This is a genomic window from Streptomyces sp. NPDC058231 (assembly GCF_042882275.1).
In the GTDB taxonomy this organism is placed as follows: domain Bacteria; phylum Actinomycetota; class Actinomycetes; order Streptomycetales; family Streptomycetaceae; genus Streptomyces.
In genome coordinates, this window is record NZ_JBHVWN010000044.1 from 48,890 (window position 1) to 67,226 (window position 18,337).

17 protein-coding genes are annotated in these 18,337 nt (G+C 70.9%); 8 read left to right on the forward strand and 9 right to left on the reverse strand.

The window, feature by feature from the left end; translation table 11 throughout:
* Positions 1-81 precede the first annotated feature (81 nt).
* Positions 82-795 carry a hemolysin III family protein gene (locus tag ACFVXE_RS25840; protein WP_389674526.1) on the reverse strand — a complete coding sequence of 238 codons (714 nt, stop codon included), beginning with the start codon at positions 793-795 and terminating at the stop codon, positions 82-84.
* Between the two features lie 195 nt (positions 796-990).
* Here ACFVXE_RS25840 and ACFVXE_RS25845 point away from each other — a divergent pair, with 195 nt between their 5' ends.
* Positions 991-2,817, forward strand: a complete 1,827-nt coding sequence (locus tag ACFVXE_RS25845) for a phosphoenolpyruvate carboxykinase (GTP) (RefSeq protein ID WP_389674527.1) — start codon at positions 991-993, stop codon at positions 2,815-2,817.
* A 332-nt stretch (positions 2,818-3,149) separates the two neighbouring features.
* On the opposite strand, the gene ACFVXE_RS25850 is transcribed toward ACFVXE_RS25845, so the two are convergent.
* From ACFVXE_RS25850 to ACFVXE_RS25880, 7 genes are all read right to left on the reverse strand, one after another.
* The gene (locus ACFVXE_RS25850) at positions 3,150-3,740 is read right to left on the reverse strand and encodes a hypothetical protein (RefSeq protein ID WP_389674554.1); all 591 of its coding nucleotides are present in this window, start codon (positions 3,738-3,740) and stop codon (positions 3,150-3,152) included.
* Between the two features lie 16 nt (positions 3,741-3,756).
* Positions 3,757-5,370, reverse strand: a complete 1,614-nt coding sequence (locus ACFVXE_RS25855) for a substrate-binding domain-containing protein (protein WP_389674529.1) — start codon at positions 5,368-5,370, stop codon at positions 3,757-3,759.
* Complete coding sequence (locus ACFVXE_RS25860) at positions 5,367-6,554, reverse strand: toxic anion resistance protein (protein ID WP_389674531.1); 1,188 nt, start codon at positions 6,552-6,554, stop codon at positions 5,367-5,369. The genes ACFVXE_RS25855 and ACFVXE_RS25860 overlap by 4 nt, the downstream gene beginning before the upstream one ends.
* 28 nt (positions 6,555-6,582) lie before the next feature.
* Positions 6,583-7,692, reverse strand: coding sequence for a hypothetical protein (locus ACFVXE_RS25865; protein ID WP_389674533.1), 1,110 nt, complete (start codon positions 7,690-7,692; stop codon positions 6,583-6,585).
* 168 nt (positions 7,693-7,860) lie between these two features.
* Positions 7,861-8,292, reverse strand: a complete 432-nt coding sequence (locus tag ACFVXE_RS25870) for a hypothetical protein (RefSeq protein ID WP_389674535.1) — start codon at positions 8,290-8,292, stop codon at positions 7,861-7,863.
* 91 nt (positions 8,293-8,383) lie between these two features.
* Positions 8,384-9,595 carry a pyridoxal phosphate-dependent aminotransferase gene (locus ACFVXE_RS25875; RefSeq protein WP_389674537.1) on the reverse strand — a complete coding sequence of 404 codons (1,212 nt, stop codon included), beginning with the start codon at positions 9,593-9,595 and terminating at the stop codon, positions 8,384-8,386.
* A gap of 215 nt (positions 9,596-9,810) precedes the next feature.
* Entirely contained in the window at positions 9,811-10,656 is an 846-nt protein-coding gene (locus ACFVXE_RS25880; protein ID WP_389674538.1) for an arylamine N-acetyltransferase, read from the reverse strand.
* A 171-nt stretch (positions 10,657-10,827) separates the two neighbouring features.
* On the opposite strand from ACFVXE_RS25880, the gene ACFVXE_RS25885 reads away from it, so the two are divergent.
* From ACFVXE_RS25885 to ACFVXE_RS25910, 6 genes are all read left to right on the forward strand, one after another.
* Positions 10,828-11,232 (forward strand): hypothetical protein, encoded by a 405-nt coding sequence (locus ACFVXE_RS25885; RefSeq protein WP_389674540.1) that lies wholly within the window; start codon positions 10,828-10,830, stop codon positions 11,230-11,232.
* A 444-nt stretch (positions 11,233-11,676) separates the two neighbouring features.
* Positions 11,677-12,420, forward strand: coding sequence for an IPT/TIG domain-containing protein (locus ACFVXE_RS25890; RefSeq protein ID WP_389674542.1), 744 nt, complete (start codon positions 11,677-11,679; stop codon positions 12,418-12,420).
* Positions 12,421-12,691: 271 nt separating this feature from the next.
* Entirely contained in the window at positions 12,692-13,744 is a 1,053-nt protein-coding gene (locus tag ACFVXE_RS25895) for an IPT/TIG domain-containing protein (RefSeq protein ID WP_389674543.1), read from the forward strand.
* 170 nt (positions 13,745-13,914) lie between these two features.
* Complete coding sequence (locus ACFVXE_RS25900; protein ID WP_389674545.1) at positions 13,915-14,391, forward strand: Ig-like domain-containing protein; 477 nt, start codon at positions 13,915-13,917, stop codon at positions 14,389-14,391.
* A 412-nt stretch (positions 14,392-14,803) separates the two neighbouring features.
* On the forward strand, positions 14,804-15,625 hold the full coding sequence (locus ACFVXE_RS25905) for a DUF3626 domain-containing protein (RefSeq protein ID WP_389674556.1): 822 nt from the start codon (positions 14,804-14,806) through the stop codon (positions 15,623-15,625).
* Positions 15,626-15,853: 228 nt separating this feature from the next.
* Entirely contained in the window at positions 15,854-16,732 is an 879-nt protein-coding gene (locus tag ACFVXE_RS25910) for a serine protease (protein WP_389674546.1), read from the forward strand.
* 276 nt (positions 16,733-17,008) lie between these two features.
* Here the strand turns inward: ACFVXE_RS25910 and ACFVXE_RS25915 are convergent, their stop codons facing one another.
* Positions 17,009-17,872 carry a DUF1206 domain-containing protein gene (locus ACFVXE_RS25915; RefSeq protein ID WP_389674547.1) on the reverse strand — a complete coding sequence of 288 codons (864 nt, stop codon included), beginning with the start codon at positions 17,870-17,872 and terminating at the stop codon, positions 17,009-17,011.
* Positions 17,873-18,002: 130 nt separating this feature from the next.
* On the opposite strand from ACFVXE_RS25915, the gene ACFVXE_RS25920 reads away from it, so the two are divergent.
* Entirely contained in the window at positions 18,003-18,170 is a 168-nt protein-coding gene (locus ACFVXE_RS25920; RefSeq protein ID WP_389674549.1) for a hydrophobic protein, read from the forward strand.
* Positions 18,171-18,337 lie beyond the last annotated feature (167 nt).

Consider the following 18,337-nt stretch of genomic DNA (forward strand, 5'->3'; position numbering starts at 1 on the left):
CGGCGCCCGGGAATGCCGAATGGCCGCGGCATGCGGGCCACGGCCATCGGGGGACGGGAGGAGGGCGAGCTGGGGCCTCGCTCAGCTGTGGTTGTACGCCACCAGCGAGATGCCCACGTAGTGCACGGCGAACGCCGCCAGGGTCAGCGAGTGGAAGACCTCGTGGAAGCCGAACCATCGCGGCGACGGATTGGGCCGCTTGATGCCGTAGATGACGCCCCCGGCGCTGTACAGCAGCCCGCCGACGACGACCAGGACGAGCACCGCGATCCCGCCGGTGTGCATGAAGTCGGGCAGGAAGAAGACCGCCGCCCAGCCCATCGCGATGTAGCAGGGCGTGTAGAGCCAGCGCGGGGCGCCGACCCAGAACACCCGGAAGGCGATGCCGGCCGCCGCCGCCCCCCAGACCGCCCAGAGGAGCGGGCGTCCGGTGGACTCCGGGAGCAGCAGCAGGGTCAGCGGGGTGTAGGTCCCCGCGATGATCAGGAAGATGTTGGCGTGGTCGAGCCTGCGCAGCACCGCCTCGCCGCGGGGGCCCCACGTGCCGCGGTGGTAGACCGCGCTCACGCCGAAGAGCAGACACGCGGTCAGGACGTAGATGCCGCAGGCGATCCGGCCGCGGGCGCTGTCCGTCAGGGCGATCAGGGCGATCCCCGCGATCAGCACCGCGGGGAACATCCCCGCGTGCAGCCAGCCGCGCAGCCGTGGCTTGACCGGGAGGGGTGCTGCCTCGGCGGGGCCGGGCGCGGCTGGTTCGGCCTCGGCGGGTTCGGGTGCGGCGGCAGCAGCAGTCATGTCCGCATGCTACCTACGCAACCGTAGGTAGCGAATTCGAGTGGCGATGCTCACGTGGGCGGCCCTCTGGACATATGGGCGAATCGGTCGGATGATCAAATGAGTGCGGTCGGCACCGGATGAGCGGCTACGAAGCATCCGGGTCGCAGCCCCCACGGGGCACCTGTCCAAAAGACCCCTCGACAAGGAGCGATCGTGGCGCGCACCATCGCGGCTCCCCTCACTGTTCCCACCCGTCACCAGGAGCTCGTTTCCTGGGTGAACGAGATCGCAGCCATCACCGAGCCGGACCGTGTGGTCTGGTGCGACGGCTCCGAGGCCGAGTACGAGCGCCTGTGCGGGGAGCTCGTGGCCAAGGGCACGTTCACCAAGCTCGACGAGATCAAGCGACCGAACTCGTACTACGCCGCCTCCGACCCGAGCGATGTCGCCCGCGTCGAGGACCGCACCTTCATCTGCTCCGAGAAGGAGGAGGACGCGGGCCCGACGAACCACTGGAAGGCGCCCGCCGAGATGCGGGAGATCTTCACCGGTGAGAAGGGTGTCTTCCGCGGCTCGATGCGCGGCCGCACGATGTACGTCGTGCCGTTCTGCATGGGACCCGTCGGCTCCCCGCTCTCCGCGATCGGCGTCGAGATCACCGACTCCGCGTACGTGGCCGTCTCGATGCGCACGATGACGCGCATGGGGCAGGCGGTCCTCGACGAGCTCGGCACCGACGGGTTCTTCGTGAAGGCCGTCCACACCCTGGGCGCACCCCTGGAGGAGGGCCAGGAGGACGTTCCGTGGCCGTGCAACTCCACCAAGTACATCTCGCACTTCCCCGAGGACCGTGAGATCTGGTCGTACGGCTCCGGCTACGGCGGCAACGCCCTGCTCGGCAAGAAGTGCTACGCGCTCCGCATCGCCTCCGTCATGGCCCGCGACGAGGGCTGGCTCGCCGAGCACATGCTGATCCTCAAGCTCACGCCGCCGCACGGCGAGCCGAAGTACGTGGCCGCCGCGTTCCCGAGCGCCTGCGGCAAGACCAACCTCGCCATGCTGGAGCCCACGATCTCCGGCTGGACCGTCGAGACCATCGGTGACGACATCGCCTGGATGCGGTTCGGCGCGGACGGCCGGCTCTACGCGATCAACCCCGAGGCCGGCTTCTTCGGCGTCGCGCCCGGCACCGGCGAGCACACCAACGCCAACGCCATGAAGACCATGTGGGGCAACTCCGTCTTCACGAACGTCGCGCTCACCGACGACAACGACGTCTGGTGGGAGGGCATGACGGAGGAGCTCCCCGCGCACCTCACGGACTGGAAGGGCAACGACTGGACCCCCGAGTCCGGCACGCCCGCAGCCCACCCCAACGCCCGCTTCACCGTGCCGGCCGGCCAGTGCCCGATCATCGCGCCGGAGTGGGAGGACCCGAAGGGCGTGCCGATCTCGGCCATACTCTTCGGCGGCCGTCGCGCCTCGGCCGTACCGCTGGTCACCGAGTCCTTCGACTGGCAGCACGGTGTCTTCCTCGGCGCCAACGTGGCCTCCGAGAAGACCGCCGCCGCCGAGGGCAAGGTCGGCGAGCTGCGCCGCGACCCGTTCGCCATGCTGCCGTTCTGCGGCTACAACATGGGCGACTACATGAACCACTGGATCAAGGTCGGCGCCGACAAGCCCGACCAGTCCAAGCTGCCGAAGATCTACTACGTGAACTGGTTCCGCAAGAACGACGCGGGCAAGTTCGTGTGGCCGGGCTTCGGGGAGAACGCCCGCGTCCTGAAGTGGATCGTCGAGCGCCTGGAGGGCAAGGCCGAGGGCGTCGAGACGCCGATCGGCATCCTGCCCGCCAAGGGCGCCCTGGACACCGACGGCCTGGGCCTGTCCGAGGCCGAGCTGGACTTCCTGCTGACGGTCGACAAGGAGGTCTGGCGCGAGGAGGCGGCGCTGGTTCCCGAGCACCTCAACACCTTCGGTGACCACACGCCGAAGGAGCTGTGGGACGAGTACCGCGCGCTCGTCCGGCGCCTGGGCTGATGCGTGCCGGGCGGCGCCTTCAGGGGCGTCGCCCGCCCGGGTGCGCCTCCACGGCGCGCCCCCGCTGCCCCGCGGCCGGGTCTCTCGACATCCGCCCTGACCTGTGGCGTCAACGACCGGCTGCGGAACGGCCCCCGGAACCCCGATACGGTTCCGGGGGCCGCCCTTTCCCGCCCCATTTATAAGGAACGCCCGAGCATCTCCCTACGCTTGTGCACGAAACCTTCACATGGCTCCATCGTTCCTGTGCATGTGTGCCGGCAGGCTGCTGCGCCCTCTGCGTGTGCGCCGGCAGGGCCGCCGTGGGACGGTCAACCCGGCCCGCACGGAGCTCAGTTCGACCGCCCCCGGTCCTCCAGGTACCGCGTGTGGGTCTGCTGCCTGCGCGCCTCGGCCTCCCGCAGCCCCGCGGCCAGCTCCTCCGCCTCCCGGTGCAGCAGCGACAGCTGCTGTTCGAGATGGCGCTCGGGCGGCTCCGTGCCCGGAGCGAGCCGCGTCCACCAGCGGGTCCGCAGATACGTGTCGACGGACTCCGGGATGTCCTGGTGCACGGCGCGCGACAGGGCGTGGATGCCCTCCGGGTCGGCGCCCAGCGCCTCCGAGACCCAGCCGGTCGTGAGCAGCCCCTCCAGCAGCTCCGTGAGCTCGACGAGCCGCCCGGACGCGGCGGGCGGCAGCTCCACCTCGCCCAGGTACTCCCGCAGCGTCGCGAAGTCGGCGCGCAGTGACTCCAGTTGGGACGAGGGGTCGGGGAAGTCCGGGGCGGGCGGCCGTTCCGGCGGGGCGATCAGCGCACCGGCCCCGTACAGCCCGGCGATCACCACCGGCCAGTACACGCCCGCGATCCCGGTGAAGGTGAGCGCGAGCCCGGCGATCCCGCACGCGCTCCCGGTGAGGTTCTTCCGGGACTCGATGTACGCCATGACCCGGCCGGGCGCTCTACTGGTAGCCACGGATCTCCTCGAACGCCCCGTCCAGGGAACCCGGTCCCCGGTCCTTCGTCGCGTCGAAGAGCCGGCCGCCGGTCAGGGCGGCGATCCGGTCCAGCTCCGCCCGGTCCGCGTCGCCGAAGACGACCGGGAAGACGGGGGTGGCACGCCGCGCCGCCGGGAGCGCGCGGTAGAAGGCGGCGAACTCCCCGGCCGTGTCGCCCGTCGTGTTCTCACCGTCCGTCATCAGGACGATCGAGGTGAACGCCGACTCGGTGTCCGGCCCCAGCCGCTCGTACGCGGATTCCAGACTGGAGAAGATCGCCGTCTCGCCGCTCGCGGTCAGTGCTGCGGTGTCCGCCTTGATCGCCGCGAGCCCGGCCTGCGGACCGGCGGGGTCGACCGTGTGCGTGCGCACCTGCTTCACGGATGACCCGAACGGCAGCAGGGTGACCTCCTCCCGTTCCCGGAAATCCCCGGTCAGCCCGGTGAGCGCCGCCTTGAGCCTGCGCAGCCGCTCGCCTTTCATCGACCCGGAGGTGTCCAGGACGTACACGGTGCGCGAGGGCCGCCGCAGCTTGTTCTCGTAGCTGTCGAGCAGCCCGTCCGCGACGGACCGCGAGCCGGGGAAGGGCAGTTCACGCCGCGCCTCGGCGGAGAGCGGCGCCGCGGGACGGACGGAGGCCACGACCGGACGGCGGAACGTCTCCCGGGTCAGCTGCCGCTGCACGGCGGGTGAACGGAGGTACGTGGTCAGGACGCGCGCCGAGTCCTTCGCGGCCGGCGAGGCGGTCGCGAGCAGGCTCAGCGGGTAGTCGGCCGTCACCACGCCGTCCCGCGGCCGGATCACCGTCAGCCCGGTGCGGCTGTCGCGGTTGAGGGAGAGCAGCACGGACTCGTAGTTGATCAGCGCGTCGACGGAGCCGCGACGGGCGTACGCGGTGGCCAGCCACCCGGACGAACCGGAGGTCAGTCGCTGCCCCGCGAAGAACTCCCGCAGTTTCCCGCTCGCCCTGCGGACATCCGCGTCGGTCAGCGCGGACTGGGCGCCGGACAGTGCGGAGGCGACCGAAACCAGTGCGGAGAAACCGGAGTTGGAGCGTGCCGGGTCCGTCATGCCATAGGTCAGCCGTCCGTCCGCGACCGCCCGGTGCACCTGCGCCCAGGTGACGTCCGCCGGGTCCCAGCCCAGCCGCTCCACCACCGCGGGCTTCACACCGAGGGCGACCGGCGAGGTCATCAGCGGGGTCTCGGACGTGATCCGCCGTGCTGCGTCGGGGCGGAGCCGCAGATAGTCGTCGGACGACAGCCACACCGCGTCGTACGCCCCGTCCGCCTTCCCGGACCCGAGCTCCTCGACGGCGTCGAGCGTCCCGGTCCAGGTGGGCCGCACGGTGACCCCGGTCGCCTTCCGCGCCTGCTCCAGCAGCGGTTCCATGTCGGCGAGTTCACTGGACGCGAGCACACGCAGCGTCCCGGCGCGCGGGGCGCCGCCGTCCTTCGCGCCGGGTGCGGCGGGACGGTCCGCCGAACATGCCGCAGCCGGTACGAGCACTGCGGTGGCCAGCAGCCCCGCGAGCGTGCGCGTCATCCGCCGCCGCAGCCGTCTCAGCCGGGCCGTCATCCGAGACCACCGCCGTCGAGTGCCCCCACGGACCGGCTGCGCTCCAGGTGCACGCTCGCCTGCTGGAGTTCGGCGGTCAGCGACTCGACGGTCGCCGCCATCGACTCGGTCGCCTGCACCTTGTACGTGTCGATCGCGTCCAGCGTCCGGTAGATCTGCTGGAACGCCGTCCGCAGCGTCTCCGCGCCCACCGCCGGGTCGGCGGCGATCCGCTGGACCTCCCCGCTCTGCGTGGCGAGCATCTCCGCATTGCCGCGGATCAGCTCCTCCGTCGTGGAACGCAGCACCTGCACCTGCTCCGTCACCTTGCGCTGGCTCTCCAGCGCCGATGCCAGCATCACGGCGATCCGCAGCGCCGACACGGTCGTGGTGGCGGCCCGGTCGACGCCCCTGATCAGCTCCTCGTTGTTGCGCCGGACCACGTCCATCGCCAGGTACCCCTGCGCGCAGACCGCCAGCTGGGTCAGCAGGTCCTGGTGCTTCTGCCGTACCGGGAACAGCACATCGGCCCGCAGGGCGTCCGCCTGCGCGGGGTCGGCGGCCTCCGCCGCCCGGATGCGCTCCTCGACCGCGCCGTCCAGGGACTCGGTGAGGACCACGTACTCCTGGAGCTTGCCCATCGTCTCCCAGAGCCGGGTGCGCTCGGTGTGCAGGGCGGCGTTGTCGCGGCGCAGTTCGTCCTGGCCGCCGCGGAGCGAGCCCACGATCCTGTTGAGGGTGGACTGCGCGGAGGCGTACTTCGCGACATGGTCGCGCAGCCTGTTGCCGCCGGGAAGTCTCGCCAGCAGCCGGCGGGCGCCGCGGCCGGGGGTGTCGCGCGGATCGAGGTCCTCGACTGTACGGCGCAGCTCGACGAGCGAGGCACCGACCCTCGACTGCGCGTCGCCGTCCCCGGACCCGGCCGAGAGCTCGCGGAGGGTCCGGTCCAGCATCCGGTTGGACTGCTGGGCGGCGCTGCGGATGTCGCCCTGTCCGAGGGCGGCGATCTCGCCGATCCTGGTGGTGAATTCGGGCGAGCGGGCGTCGAGTCCGGCGAGGCCGCCGACGTACTCGGCGGCCCGCCGGGTCATCTCCGCCCGTACGGAGTCGTCGACCGGGACGAGCCCGGCGGCCTGCTCGGTACGGACGGGGGCGACGGGCTCGGGCGGGGTGAGGACGAGCGGCTGGGGCTCGGCTCCGGTCATGGTGAGGTCTCCCGGGAGGTGTGTGTCGTCAGCCGCGGGTCCGGCGGGCCATCGCGCGCAGCACCGTGGCGGTGGGCACGGGCGCCTGGCGGATCCCGGTCAGCTGTCGGTCGATGTAGTCGCTGTGGCCGGCGGTGGCGGCGGTGAACTCGGCGGCCGCGCCCTGGGGCCGGAAGCCGTGCCGTACGGCCAGCCTGCGCAGCGCGGGGTCGGTGGAGAGCAGCTCACCGAAGGCCAGGCCCGGGGCGGTCAGCGGTACGAGGGTGTGGTCGCTGGAGACGGTGGTGTCGGGGTAGAGGACGACCAGGTCCCCGAGCTCCTGCTGCTGCTTCTGCAGCAGCAGCGAGGCGACCTGTGACTCGTACACCAGGACCAGTGGATTGCCGACCCCGCTGATGAAGTCCCGGAACGGCGCGTCACTGCTGGTCTGCTGCGCGCCCTGCACCTGGATGAGTTTCCTCAGCAGGGGTGCGGTGCGGTCGATCGCGGCGTCGTCGGCGGCGACCCGGCCGCCGTCGGCGACGTACGAGGCGGCGGCGAGGTAGAGCGCGCCTGAGTTGGAGGTGACCGGATCGGTGCTCGTGATGAAAACTGTCCCGGTCAACTCGGCGTGTTTTTCGGCGCCCTTGAGCTGCTGCCAGGTGCGGTCCGCCTTCGCGGCCTTCAGGTACGGGGCCATCAGCAGTTTCCCGCTGGACCCGCTGCCCAGCGTGGCCAGTCCGTTCTCCGCCAGTACCTGCGCGGCGGCGCGGTGTGCGACGACCACGAGCGGGGAGTAGAAGGGCCGGAGCGGGCCGCCCGTGACAGAGGTCCTGCGTTGCAGCTCGTCGGCGGGCGCCTTCGAGCCGGGAAAGGCGAAGTCGTACCCCTCCAAGGGGAGTTGGTCCATGGCCCAGGACCCGGACGTCTCCGTCTTCACGGTGAAGCCCCTGGCGGCGAGGGCCTTCACCACATCGGGGTCGGCGAAGAACTCCGCCTTCTCCGACCCGATCACTCCACGCACGGTCTTCGTTGCCGTGCTCGTGTTCCTGTGGTCGCGGCCCGCTGCGACGGCTACTGCCACTCCGCCGATCAGCAGCACCGCCAGGACGATTCCCACGATGCGTCTCACAGGGGCAGCCTGCTCGCGGAAACCCACATTCCGGGCGGAGTTGAGTGGACGGCAGGTGAAGGGCGCATCCCAGTACGCAACGGGAGCGGACGGTTCGCCCTTCCGTCCGGGAGCTGAGTCCGTGTTCGGCCCGGTGGGCGCGACGGATGGGTGGCGCCCGGTCCACGCGCCTCGGCGGCCCGTGGACCGGGGCCGTCAGAGGGCGCCGACCGTTCGCGCGGGGGCGGCTGCGGTGGTGCCGGCCGCGGTGGCGACGGGCGGAGGGGCGACCGCCGCGGTGTGCGCGTCCATCCGCTCGGCCGCGAGGATCGCGGCGGCCGTGTCGGCGCGGGACGCCGCCACCACCAGGGCGCGGCCCGCGAGGGCGTGCGCGCGGCGGTGGAGCGTGAGCGGTGCGGCATCGGTCGGGCCGGCGTGCCGGGCCGGCGCCGCACCGCGAAGCCGGGTGACCTCCCCGGCGATGCGGTCGCCCGCCTCGCCGAGGCCCAGCTCGTCGGTGACCGCGAGCAGGGCAGCCAGGTGTCCGGCGAGCTGGATGTCCAGCTCCTCCTCGCGGGAACGGTGCGGGAAGTCGTCGGTGCGGTCGGCCGGTGTGTGGACCGATTTGGTGCGGATCGGTTCGTACATGGATGGCCTCCTGGTCGTGCTGTGGAACCATCCTAGCTTGGATTCAGTCTAAAGTTGTCTGCAATCCGGCATTTGTGGATCCGGTGTCCGGTCAGGGCTGGCTGTAACCGTCCAGGAAGTTCCCGATCCGGCTCACCGCGTCCGTCAGATCCTCGACCGAGGGCAGCGTCACGACCCGGAAGTGATCGGGGTCCGGCCAGTTGAACCCGGTACCGTGCACGACCATGATCTTCTCGGCCCGCAGCAGGTCGAGGACCATCTCCCGGTCGTCCTTGATCTTGTAGACCTTGGGGTCGAGCCGGGGGAAGAGGTACAGCGCCCCCTTCGGCTTGACGCAGGTGACGCCCGGGATCTGCGTCAGCAGGTCGTACGCGACATCGCGCTGCTCCAGGATCCGGCCGCCCGGCAGGACCAGGTCGTTGATCGACTGCCGGCCGCCGAGCGCCGTGGCCACCGCGTGCTGCGACGGCATATTGGCGCAGAGCCGCATATTGGCGAGGATCGTGAGCCCCTCGATGTACGAGGCGGCGTGTGCCTTCGGGCCGCAGACCGCCAGCCACCCGGAGCGGTATCCGGCCACCCGGTAGTTCTTGGAGAGACCGTTGAACGTCAGCACCAGCAGGTCGGGCGCGATGGTCGCGGTCGGAGTGTGTGTGGCTCCGTCGTACAGGATCCGGTCGTAGATCTCGTCGGAGCAGACGACCAGGTTGTGGCGGCGGGCGATCTCCGTCAGCCCCCGCAGCATCTCGTCGTCGTACACCGCGCCCGTCGGATTGTTCGGGTTGATGATCACGATCGCCTTGGTGCGGTCGGTGATCTTCCGCTCGATGTCGGCGAGGTCCGGCATCCAGTCGGCCTGCTCGTCGCAGCGGTAGTGCACGGCCGTACCGCCGGCCAGCGACACCGAGGCGGTCCACAGCGGATAGTCCGGTGCGGGTACCAGCACCTCGTCGCCGTCGTCGAGCAGCGCCTGCATCGACATCTGGATCAGCTCGGAGACGCCGTTGCCCAGGTAGATGTCCTCGACGTCGAGCTCGATGCCCTTGGTCTGGTAGTGCTGCATCACCGCGCGGCGTGCGGACAGCAGTCCCTTCGCGTCGCCGTAGCCGTGCGCCCCGGAGAGGTTGCGCAGTATGTCTTCGAGGATCTCCGGCGGGCACTCGAACCCGAACGCGGCAGGGTTGCCGGTGTTCAGCTTGAGGATGCGATGTCCGGCTGCCTCCAGCCGCATCGCCTCCTCGAGCACGGGGCCGCGGATTTCGTAACAGACGTTGGCGAGCTTCGTGGACTGGATGACCTGCATGGCAGCGAGGATACGGCGGTGTTTCGGACGGTGCGCGAGGGTTGCCCGCAGGTTGACCCGGCCGGGGTACCGGGGCCGCCCGCCCGGTCTTCCATCGCCATGCACCCGCCGCCCGCGGCCGTGGGAAGCCTGGCCGGGGACGGCGGCGCGGCTTGGAATGGGTGCGTGAGGGATCCAGGCGGTGAGATGCGCCACGCGAGTGGTCCGCGCCGGCCTCAGCCGGGCAGGCGGGTACCCTCCGGGAGGCGGATGCCGAAGCGCTCGGCCAGGATCCGCAGCACCTCCTCGCCGTCCGCCGGCTCCTGCTCCGTCACCGTGCCGTCCGGCGCGGTCCGTGTGAGCGTGCGGCCGGACAGGGCCAGGTGCCCGTCCTCGGTGGTGCGCTGGACGTACACCAGGCGCTGGAACGGGGAGCGGGGGTTGGTCGCGATGTGCCAGTTGATGACCTCGTAGTCCGGTGCCTCGAACGGCTCCAGCGTGAACGCGTACAGGTCCTCCCAGGCCCCGGCACCGGTCCGTGACTGCAGTGTCCACAGCGTCAGCGGGCCCTCGTGCGGTGTGTGGACGAGCCGGTGCCGGCGCGGGGCGTCGTGCAGCTCCGCATCCGCCACCAGCGGGATCGGCTCCAGCAGCGCGCCGCTCGCCCCGAAGCCGACGTCGGCGATGTACGGGGTCGGCTCACCCGGCACCGCGGCCAGCATCAGCATGTGGGTGCGCGGCCGTACGTTCCCGGGCTCTGCGCCCAGCCGCACCCGGGCGCAGAGCAGCGTGATGCCGAACCCGAGTGCTCTCAGCGCCGCGGCGAGCAGGGTGTTGTGCTCGTAGCAGTACCCGCCGCGTTCACTGCGTACGAGCTTCGCCTGCAGGTCCGCGAGCGCGAGCGAGGGCACGATGCCGCGCACCGGGTCCAGGTTCTCGAACGGGATGCCCAGGGAGTGGGCGCGGTGCACGGAGCGCAGCACCTCCGCGGTGGGCCTCCGCTCCCCGGCCCAGCCGATCCGGGCGGCGTACGCGTCGAGGTCGAAGGCGGCGCCGGGAGTCCGGTCGCGGTCGGTCGTCATGCTGCGACCGTACGCAACAGGGGCGGCGGGAGCCTCGGTGAGGGCGCCGATCCACTCGGCCCGCGAGTCCCGGTACCGACGGCCCCCGGTGCCGGGTCCGACGTGTCCTCCGCGCCTCGGACGTGCTTCAACCCCGTTGGGCGGAGCGGCGATGAGGGAAAGGGTCGCCGCATGGTCGCCTTCGGAAAGCAGGACATGGCCGTGCCGGTGCTGCGCGACGCGGACGACATGGTCCCGGCGCTCCAGCAGGCCCTGAAGACCGCACCCGTCGACGAACGCCCGGGCCTGGAACGGGCCCAGGCCCTCCCGCCGAAGGATCCTGCCCGCGACGCCGCCGGCAATCCCCGTTCCTCCAACGGAGGTTACGGATACCGCAGTGGTTCTCCCCTGCGCAGTAACCCGTTGGAAAGAAGCCGCGACAATGAACAGAATCCGATATCGCTCAAAAGGAGGGCGTGTTCAGCGCTCTCCGTGGGACGGTCAGTGCTGACGCGCCACCTGTGCGCCCCGCCGTGTGCCGGCGGCGCCGTTTGTGCAGGTACTGCAGTTTCGTTTCAGCAGCAATCTCGAAGATGAGAGCGAAGTCGAAGGAAAGTTGAGAGCAAGTTGAGAAAATAGTTGCGATCAGGCACTAAATTTTCATGAATACGCCGTCGGTGCGCCGTATTTCGCTCCATCGCGCTCGACTGAACGGTGGACTCCATGAATAAAGTCTTGTGTTCGGTGTCACCTGGATGGATTACTCCTAGTGTCCGAACCAGCGGCATTCGAAATCCGCAGACAGACGCGAGCAATCCCCTCATCAGGCGGTAACTGGCGCCTGACGGGACGTTTTCCCCGACAGGCCCTGCGCATGAGCCGACGACTGCAGACCGTCGGCCGGGTACCGGCGCAAGGCCGTCGAGATACCACCTGGCCAGTGGAGACGAGATCCGTCTCGCACCCACCCGGGACGTAAGCGGACCGAACGCCCCATCACTGCTCGGCAATGTACCGCATTCCGAGCAAGGAGGAGCCCTCATGCCCATCAGTCCGAACCAAGGATCGAGCGGTGGCGGCACACTCGTCACCATCACCGGCACCAACCTCAGCGGCACCACCGCCGTGCGCTTCGGCACGCGGTCGGCCACCGCCGTCACCAACGTCTCACCCACCCAGGTCACCGCCATCTCCCCCTCCGGCAGCGGAGCGGTCGGCGTCACCGTGACCACTCCGGGCGGAACGAGCAACCCGATCCCGTTCTTCTACGTCGGGGCACCGTTCAAGCAGTCCCTCGGCCCGGACTCCGGGTCGACCACGGGTGGTCAGACGGTCACCATCAACGGCACCGGCCTCACCAGCGCCAGCAGCGTCGCCTTCGGCGCCAACACCGCGGTGCCGACAGTGGTGTCCGACAGTCAGATCACGGTCGTCACCCCGGCCGGCGCTGCCGGCACGGTCGGCGTCACCGTCACCACGGCCGGCGGCACCAACAACGGGCTGTCGTACACCTACGTCTCCGTCCCGACGGTGACGTCGGTCGCCCCGGCAGCAGGTCCGACGTCCGGCGGTACGCCGGTGACTGTCACCGGTACGGGCCTCACCAGCGCCACTCAGGTCACCTTCGACGGCGACCCGGCGCCCTTCACCGTGATCTCCGACAGCACGTTGTCGGCGGTCACTCCTCCCGGGGCCGCCGGTCCCGTCGATGTCGTCGTGACCAACGACGCGGGCAGCGCGACCGCCACGGACGCGTTCACCTACGTCGCCGGTCCTGGCATCTGACCGCCACCCCCAGTGGCCGGCCTCCTCGGGGGACCGGCCTGCCCGGAGCGGAAGCGGTGACCCGTCAGGTCTCGCCCGTCCGTCTCCCAGGCCCCCGGCCCGGAACCCCACCCGGGCCGGGGGCCCTCGGCCCGCGATCCGGTCACGCCGACCGGACCCCGGCCGGAAGGAAGGTCCCGGCCTGCGCGGAGCCCGAGCGAACGCAGCGGCGGGCAGCAGCGATCAGTCATCTCCGGCCCCCTGGGCCCGCCCGACACCTTACGGAGACACCGTGAAAGACAACGCCCTCGCGGCGGGATCGGTACGACCGACCGCCGTCGCCGCCGCCCCGGTTCTCACCTCGGCCGTACCGAATTCGGGTCCCGCGGCAGGCAGCAACAACGTCACCTTGAACGGCAGCGGCTTCACCGGAGCCATCGCCGTCACCTTCGGTACCAATCCGGCCCTCGGGTACACGGTGGGCTCCGGCGCGCAGATCACCGCGGTGGCCCCACCCGGGACGGGCACCGTGTCCGTCACCGTCAGGACGCCCGGCGGCACAAGCAATCCGGTCACCTACTCCTATGCCGCGGCGCCCTCCCTCACCGTCGTCTCGCCGAGCCAGGGGCCGACTTCAGGCGGCACTGCCGTCACACTGACCGGCAGCGGTTTCACCGGGGCCACGGCGGTCGCCTTCGGCAGTACGCCCGCCACCACGTACACCGTCAACTCGCCCACGCAGATCAGCGCCGTGACCCCAGCGGGAACGGGTGCGGTACCCGTCACCGTCACCACACCGGGCGGTACCACCGGCCCCGTCTACTTCTTCTACCTGAGCGCGCCCTCTCTCGCGGCCGTCTCGCCGAGCCAGGGGCCGGCTTCCGGCGGCACCGCCGTCACACTCACCGGCAGCGGTTTCACCGGGGCCACGGCGGTCACCTTCGGCAGTACGCCCGCCACCACGTACACCGTCAATTCCCCGACACAGATCTCCGCCGTCGCCCCGGCGGGAGCAGGATCCGTCGCCGTCACCGTCACCGCTCCCGGCGGCACCAGCAACTCCGTCGTCTTCACCTATGTGACGGCACCGGTCCTCGGCTCCCTTTTCCCTGCCCAGGGATCGACCGATGCCGGGGCCGGCGTCACGCTCACCGGAAGCGGCCTGACCACCACCGTCGCCGTCCACTTCGGCGCCACATCTGCCGCGTTCACCGTGCTGTCCGACGCCGCCGTCGTCGCGTTCGCCCCGGCGGGAACGGCGGGCCCCGGCTCCGTCAATGTCACCACGCTCGGCGGTACCAGCAACTCCCTCGTCTACACGCGCGTCGCGCCTCCCATGATCTAGTCGGTACGCCGCGAGGGAGCATGCCCCCTTGCCGTGCCTCTGGCCCAAGTGGGTTGGCTGGGCCGCCGCCTCCCTGGAATGCGGAAGATCGCTGCGTATCGTGACATTAACCGATAAGTCGTGGCGGTCTTCCGTCCGATGACGATCAAGGAGTCGATCTCGTGAGGCGTTTGCGCAACCGAACAATCTGGAGGACCGGAACCCTTGCGGCGCTGGCTGTGGTGGTCGGCTTCGCCTCGCCGGCCGCGGCCGCTGTTTCGTCGTCGACCACCGTTCAGGCGTCGCCCTCATCGGCCATCGTCGGGGCGCCCGTGCAGCTGACCGGGACGGTGACCTGTTCCGGCGACCCCAGCGGAGGTCTCGGCCTGACGCTCTTCGACGGAGGGGACATCCTGACCACCGTGCCCGTCGGCCTCGACGGGCACGCGGAGTACTCAACCAGCTTCACCGTCACCGGCACACACACGATCACGGCCGCGTACAACGGGAACGACGACTGCAGCGCTTCGAACAGCACGGTCGACGTCCAGGTATCGGTGGCGCCGACGCCCCCTGCGCCGCCCACCGGCGGGCTCTGCCTCCTCGTCTGCAGTGGCCTGTTCGGGTTCAACGTGGGTGAGATCCACAACAACCTGGTGTTCCACTAGCCTCCGCGTCCGGCCCACGGCGTCCGGATCGTGGTTCAAGAAAGCGAGGGTGCCCTCCGACCTGGGAGCGACAGGGTTTGTTCAAGGCCCCTGTCGTGCCGGCGCGGAGGGCGCTTTCTGTGTGTGGACGACCGGATCGCATGCCGGGCACCGCCCTGTCGGCCGGACACGAGCGCGCTCCACAAAACAGCCCTGAGGCCACCGCAACGGCGCAGTAAAGCACTGTGCCGCGGTGGGCGAAGATTTGTATGTTCGCTCCATGATCGATGGAGAAGAGCCCGCACCTCTCTTGGGCCTCCGGGCTGATGTGCAGGACCCGGCCCCCGGCGGGGCGGCTGCACCGGTGACCGACCGCTCCTCCCCGTCGCCTCTGGCCCCGGCACAGGCCCGCGCCCTGAGCCATGTCGCCTCGATGTCCTCCGGGCCGCCGCTGGACCGCGCCGCGTGCCTCACACTGAATTTCCACCCCGACCGGATGGCGGGCGACCGCCCGATTCTGGTCAGGCTGGCCGAGGACGGCGTCTACCGTTCGCAGTTCGTCACCGGCACCAGCAACGGCGGGCTGACGGCGCACCTCGGCGGTGACCGCTGGCGCTGGGAGAGCCGGATCTTCGGCGGCGCGTATGACGGTGTGTCCGGTGAACAGCGGCCGGTGTACGGGGCGTTGAACTTCCGGCGCAAGGAGGTCGGGGCGGCGCCGCGCTTCGGTTCCGCGCACTTCAGGCTGACCGCGGGGACGGTCGAGCGTGCCACGTTCTGCTATCCGGACAGCGCCGCCGAGCCCACGGACTTCGGGGTGGCCGACCGTATGCGGCTGATCGAACTGGCCGCGGCCGACAGCCGGGACGCGCTCGACGACTACATCGAGGCCCAGGTGCACGGCCCGGTGTCGCTCGACCGGCACATGGAGGCCCTGGTCCTCGACCCGAGCTACCGGGGTACCGCCGTGGAGGACGCCGCCCGCCGGCTGCCGTGCGCCACGGAATGGCATGCCGGGTTCCGGCTGACCGTCGACGAATTGAGCCGTCACGCGGACTACCGCGGCCAGGAGTTCGTGGATCTCGGTGCCGAGATCGCGCAGGGCGGTCTGCTGGATCCGCGGATCATCGGGGACGCCGTGCGGACGGGCCGCTACGAGGCCCAGTCGCTGAAGAAGGTCTGGCACTGCCTGGCCCGCTTCGGCGCACCGGCCGGCGCGGGGGCTCCGATGCGGACGTCCGCACCGGCCCGCTGAGCCGCGGACCGTCGCCGGAGGGCCCCGGCCCGGTCCGGCGGACGGTACCTCACCGCCCCCTCACCGCCCCCTCGTCCCACATGCGTACGTCCCCGCGCCCCTCTCAGGGCTCCGTGCGGCAACGCCGGTCCGGAAAGGTGGTCTTGCCCCGCCCCCGCGCACCCCTAACAATGCGCATGACAAAACCGAAGGAACTTCGGTCGCAGAAGTCATAGAGGGGACCCCCACATGAAGAAGCCTCTCGTCGGCGCGCTCTTCGCCGTCCTGCTCCTGGGAGCGGGAACGGCACCCGCTGTCGCGGTCACGAACCACGACACGGCGGCGCCGCACCGGACGACACAGCAGGTGGCGCAGCCCGCGTCCGCGCAGATCAAGGCGGTCAACTTCGCCGGCACGGTCGCGCTCAGCAACTGCTCCGGCTCCGTGGTCCGCACGGCCGCGTCGCTCCCCACCGACCCGGCGCTCGTGCTCTCCAACGGGCACTGTCTGGAGACCGGATTCCCCGGACCGGGCGAGGTCGTCCTCGGCCGGCGGTCCACCCGCAGCTTCACCCTGCTGAACTCCGCGGGCAGCGGGGTGGGCACCCTGCGCGCCAGCAAGATCGCGTACGGGACGATGACCGACACCGACATATCGCTGTACCAGCTCACCAGCACCTACGCCCAGATCGAGAGCAGCTACGGCATCAAGGCGTTGGAGCTGAACGCGTCGCACCCGGTCCAGTCCACCGCGATCACGGTCGTCTCCGGCTACTGGAAGCGCACGTACAGCTGCAACATCGACGGTTTCGTCTACCGCCTGAAGGAGGGGGCGTGGACCTGGAAGGACTCGGTCCGCTACACCTCCGCCTGCCAGACCATCGGAGGTACGTCCGGCTCCCCGGTGATCGACAACGCGACCGGCAAGATCGTCGCCGTCAACAACACGGGTAACGAGGACGGCCAGCAGTGCACGGAGAACAACCCGTGCGAGGTCGACGAGAGCGGAAATGTGACGGTCCACCAGGGCATCAACTACGCCGAGCAGACGTACGGCATCGTGCCGTGCATCGGGACCGGCAGCCAGATCGACCTCAACCGGAGCGGGTGCACCCTGCCCAAGCCGTAGCCGAGGGCGGCCGTGGGGGGGGGGCGGGCCGGGCGGCGGCCCCCGGCCGCCGCGCGCCCCCCCCCCCCCCCCCCCCCCCCGGGGGCGCGCGGGGGGCCGGGGGGGCCCGCCCGGGGGGGCGGTTGCAGGTGCCCGGGCACCCAGTTCTACATCACCCGGAGGGGGCCCACCCGCCCAAGGCGTTCGCGGCGGGGGGCCGCCCGCGCGCCCCGTCCCGGGCGGCGCCCACGGAGCGCGGCCTGCCCGCCGCCGACCGCCCGGCGGCAGGCAGGCGCGTCAGGTCCTGCGCCACCGGGCGTTGGCACAGGAGAAGAGGCCGAACGCGGCGAGACCGACGGCGATCACGGCCAGCAGCCACGGTCCGGCGGGGGTTTCGGCGAACGACCTCAGGGTGTCGTCCATGCCCTTGGCCTTCCCCGGCTCGTACGTCACCGCGGCGGCCACCACGAATCCGCCCGCCGTCGCGAAGACGACGCCGCGGGCGGCACCGCCGAACACCCCGGTGACGTCGACCGCCCGGCGCATCCGCTCGGACATCTCGGCCATCCGCAGGTGCTTGTGGTACGTCCTGCGGACGGCCCGTACGGCGATCCAGAGCCCCGCGCCGATGACGACCGCGCCGGCCGCCCCGGCGATCCACCGGCCGCCGGGCAGGTCGAGCACCCTGGCGGTGGCGGACTGCGACTGCCGGTCGCTGGACCCGCTGCCGCTGCTTCCGGAGCCGGCGGCGAACGCGAGGACGGAGAAGGAGACAGCGGCGTAGAACACCGCGCGCGCCGCCGAGGCCGCACGCCTGGTCGCCTTGCGCCCGTCGGGACCCGCCGCGCCGAAGGCGGCCTCGGACAGCCGCCACACGGCCATCCCCACGAGCGCGGCGCCGAGAGCCCAGAGCAGCACACTCCCGAAGGGCTTCTGCGCTATCTCCGCCAGCGCCCCGCCCCGGTCGGCCTGCCCCTTCCCGCCGGAACCCGCACTGCCGCCTCCCCCGTGGAAGGCGATACGCAGGGCGAGAATCCCGACCAGGAAATAGATCACCCCACGGGCCACGAAACCGGCCCGGGCACCGGCCTCGACAGCCGAACCGTGAGCTGCTCTGCGGGCTTTTCCCCGACCCCGCCGCGTAATTGCGGAAGTATTCATAGCACCCGGTTGCCCCGGGGTGTGGAACGGAAACAAGAGGCCGGAAAGGCCTGTTCAGGGGCGCTTGTGCGGCACGAGGGGTGTGCGGGGAGAAATACGGGGCAACCGGATGGACGGAGGTTGATAACCCATGGTTCCCCTTCTTCTCGTTCTCCTGCTCGCCCTGATTCTTTTCGGCGCGGGATTCGCCCTGAAGATTCTCTGGTGGGTCGCCGTCATCGTGCTGGTCCTCTGGCTGCTCGGGTTCGTCGTCCGGTCCGGGAACGGTGCGGGCCGGGGCCGCTGGTACCGCTGGTAGCCGGCGCACCCGCCCCGCGGCACCGCCGCACCCGCCCCGCGGCACCGCCGCACCCGACCGTCCGCGCGCCGCGGGACCCCCCCCGACCCGGCCCCCCGTGGGCCCCCGCCCCCCCCCCCCGCCCCCGGGCGCCGCAAACGGCGGGCCCCCACGCCCCCCCCAACCCG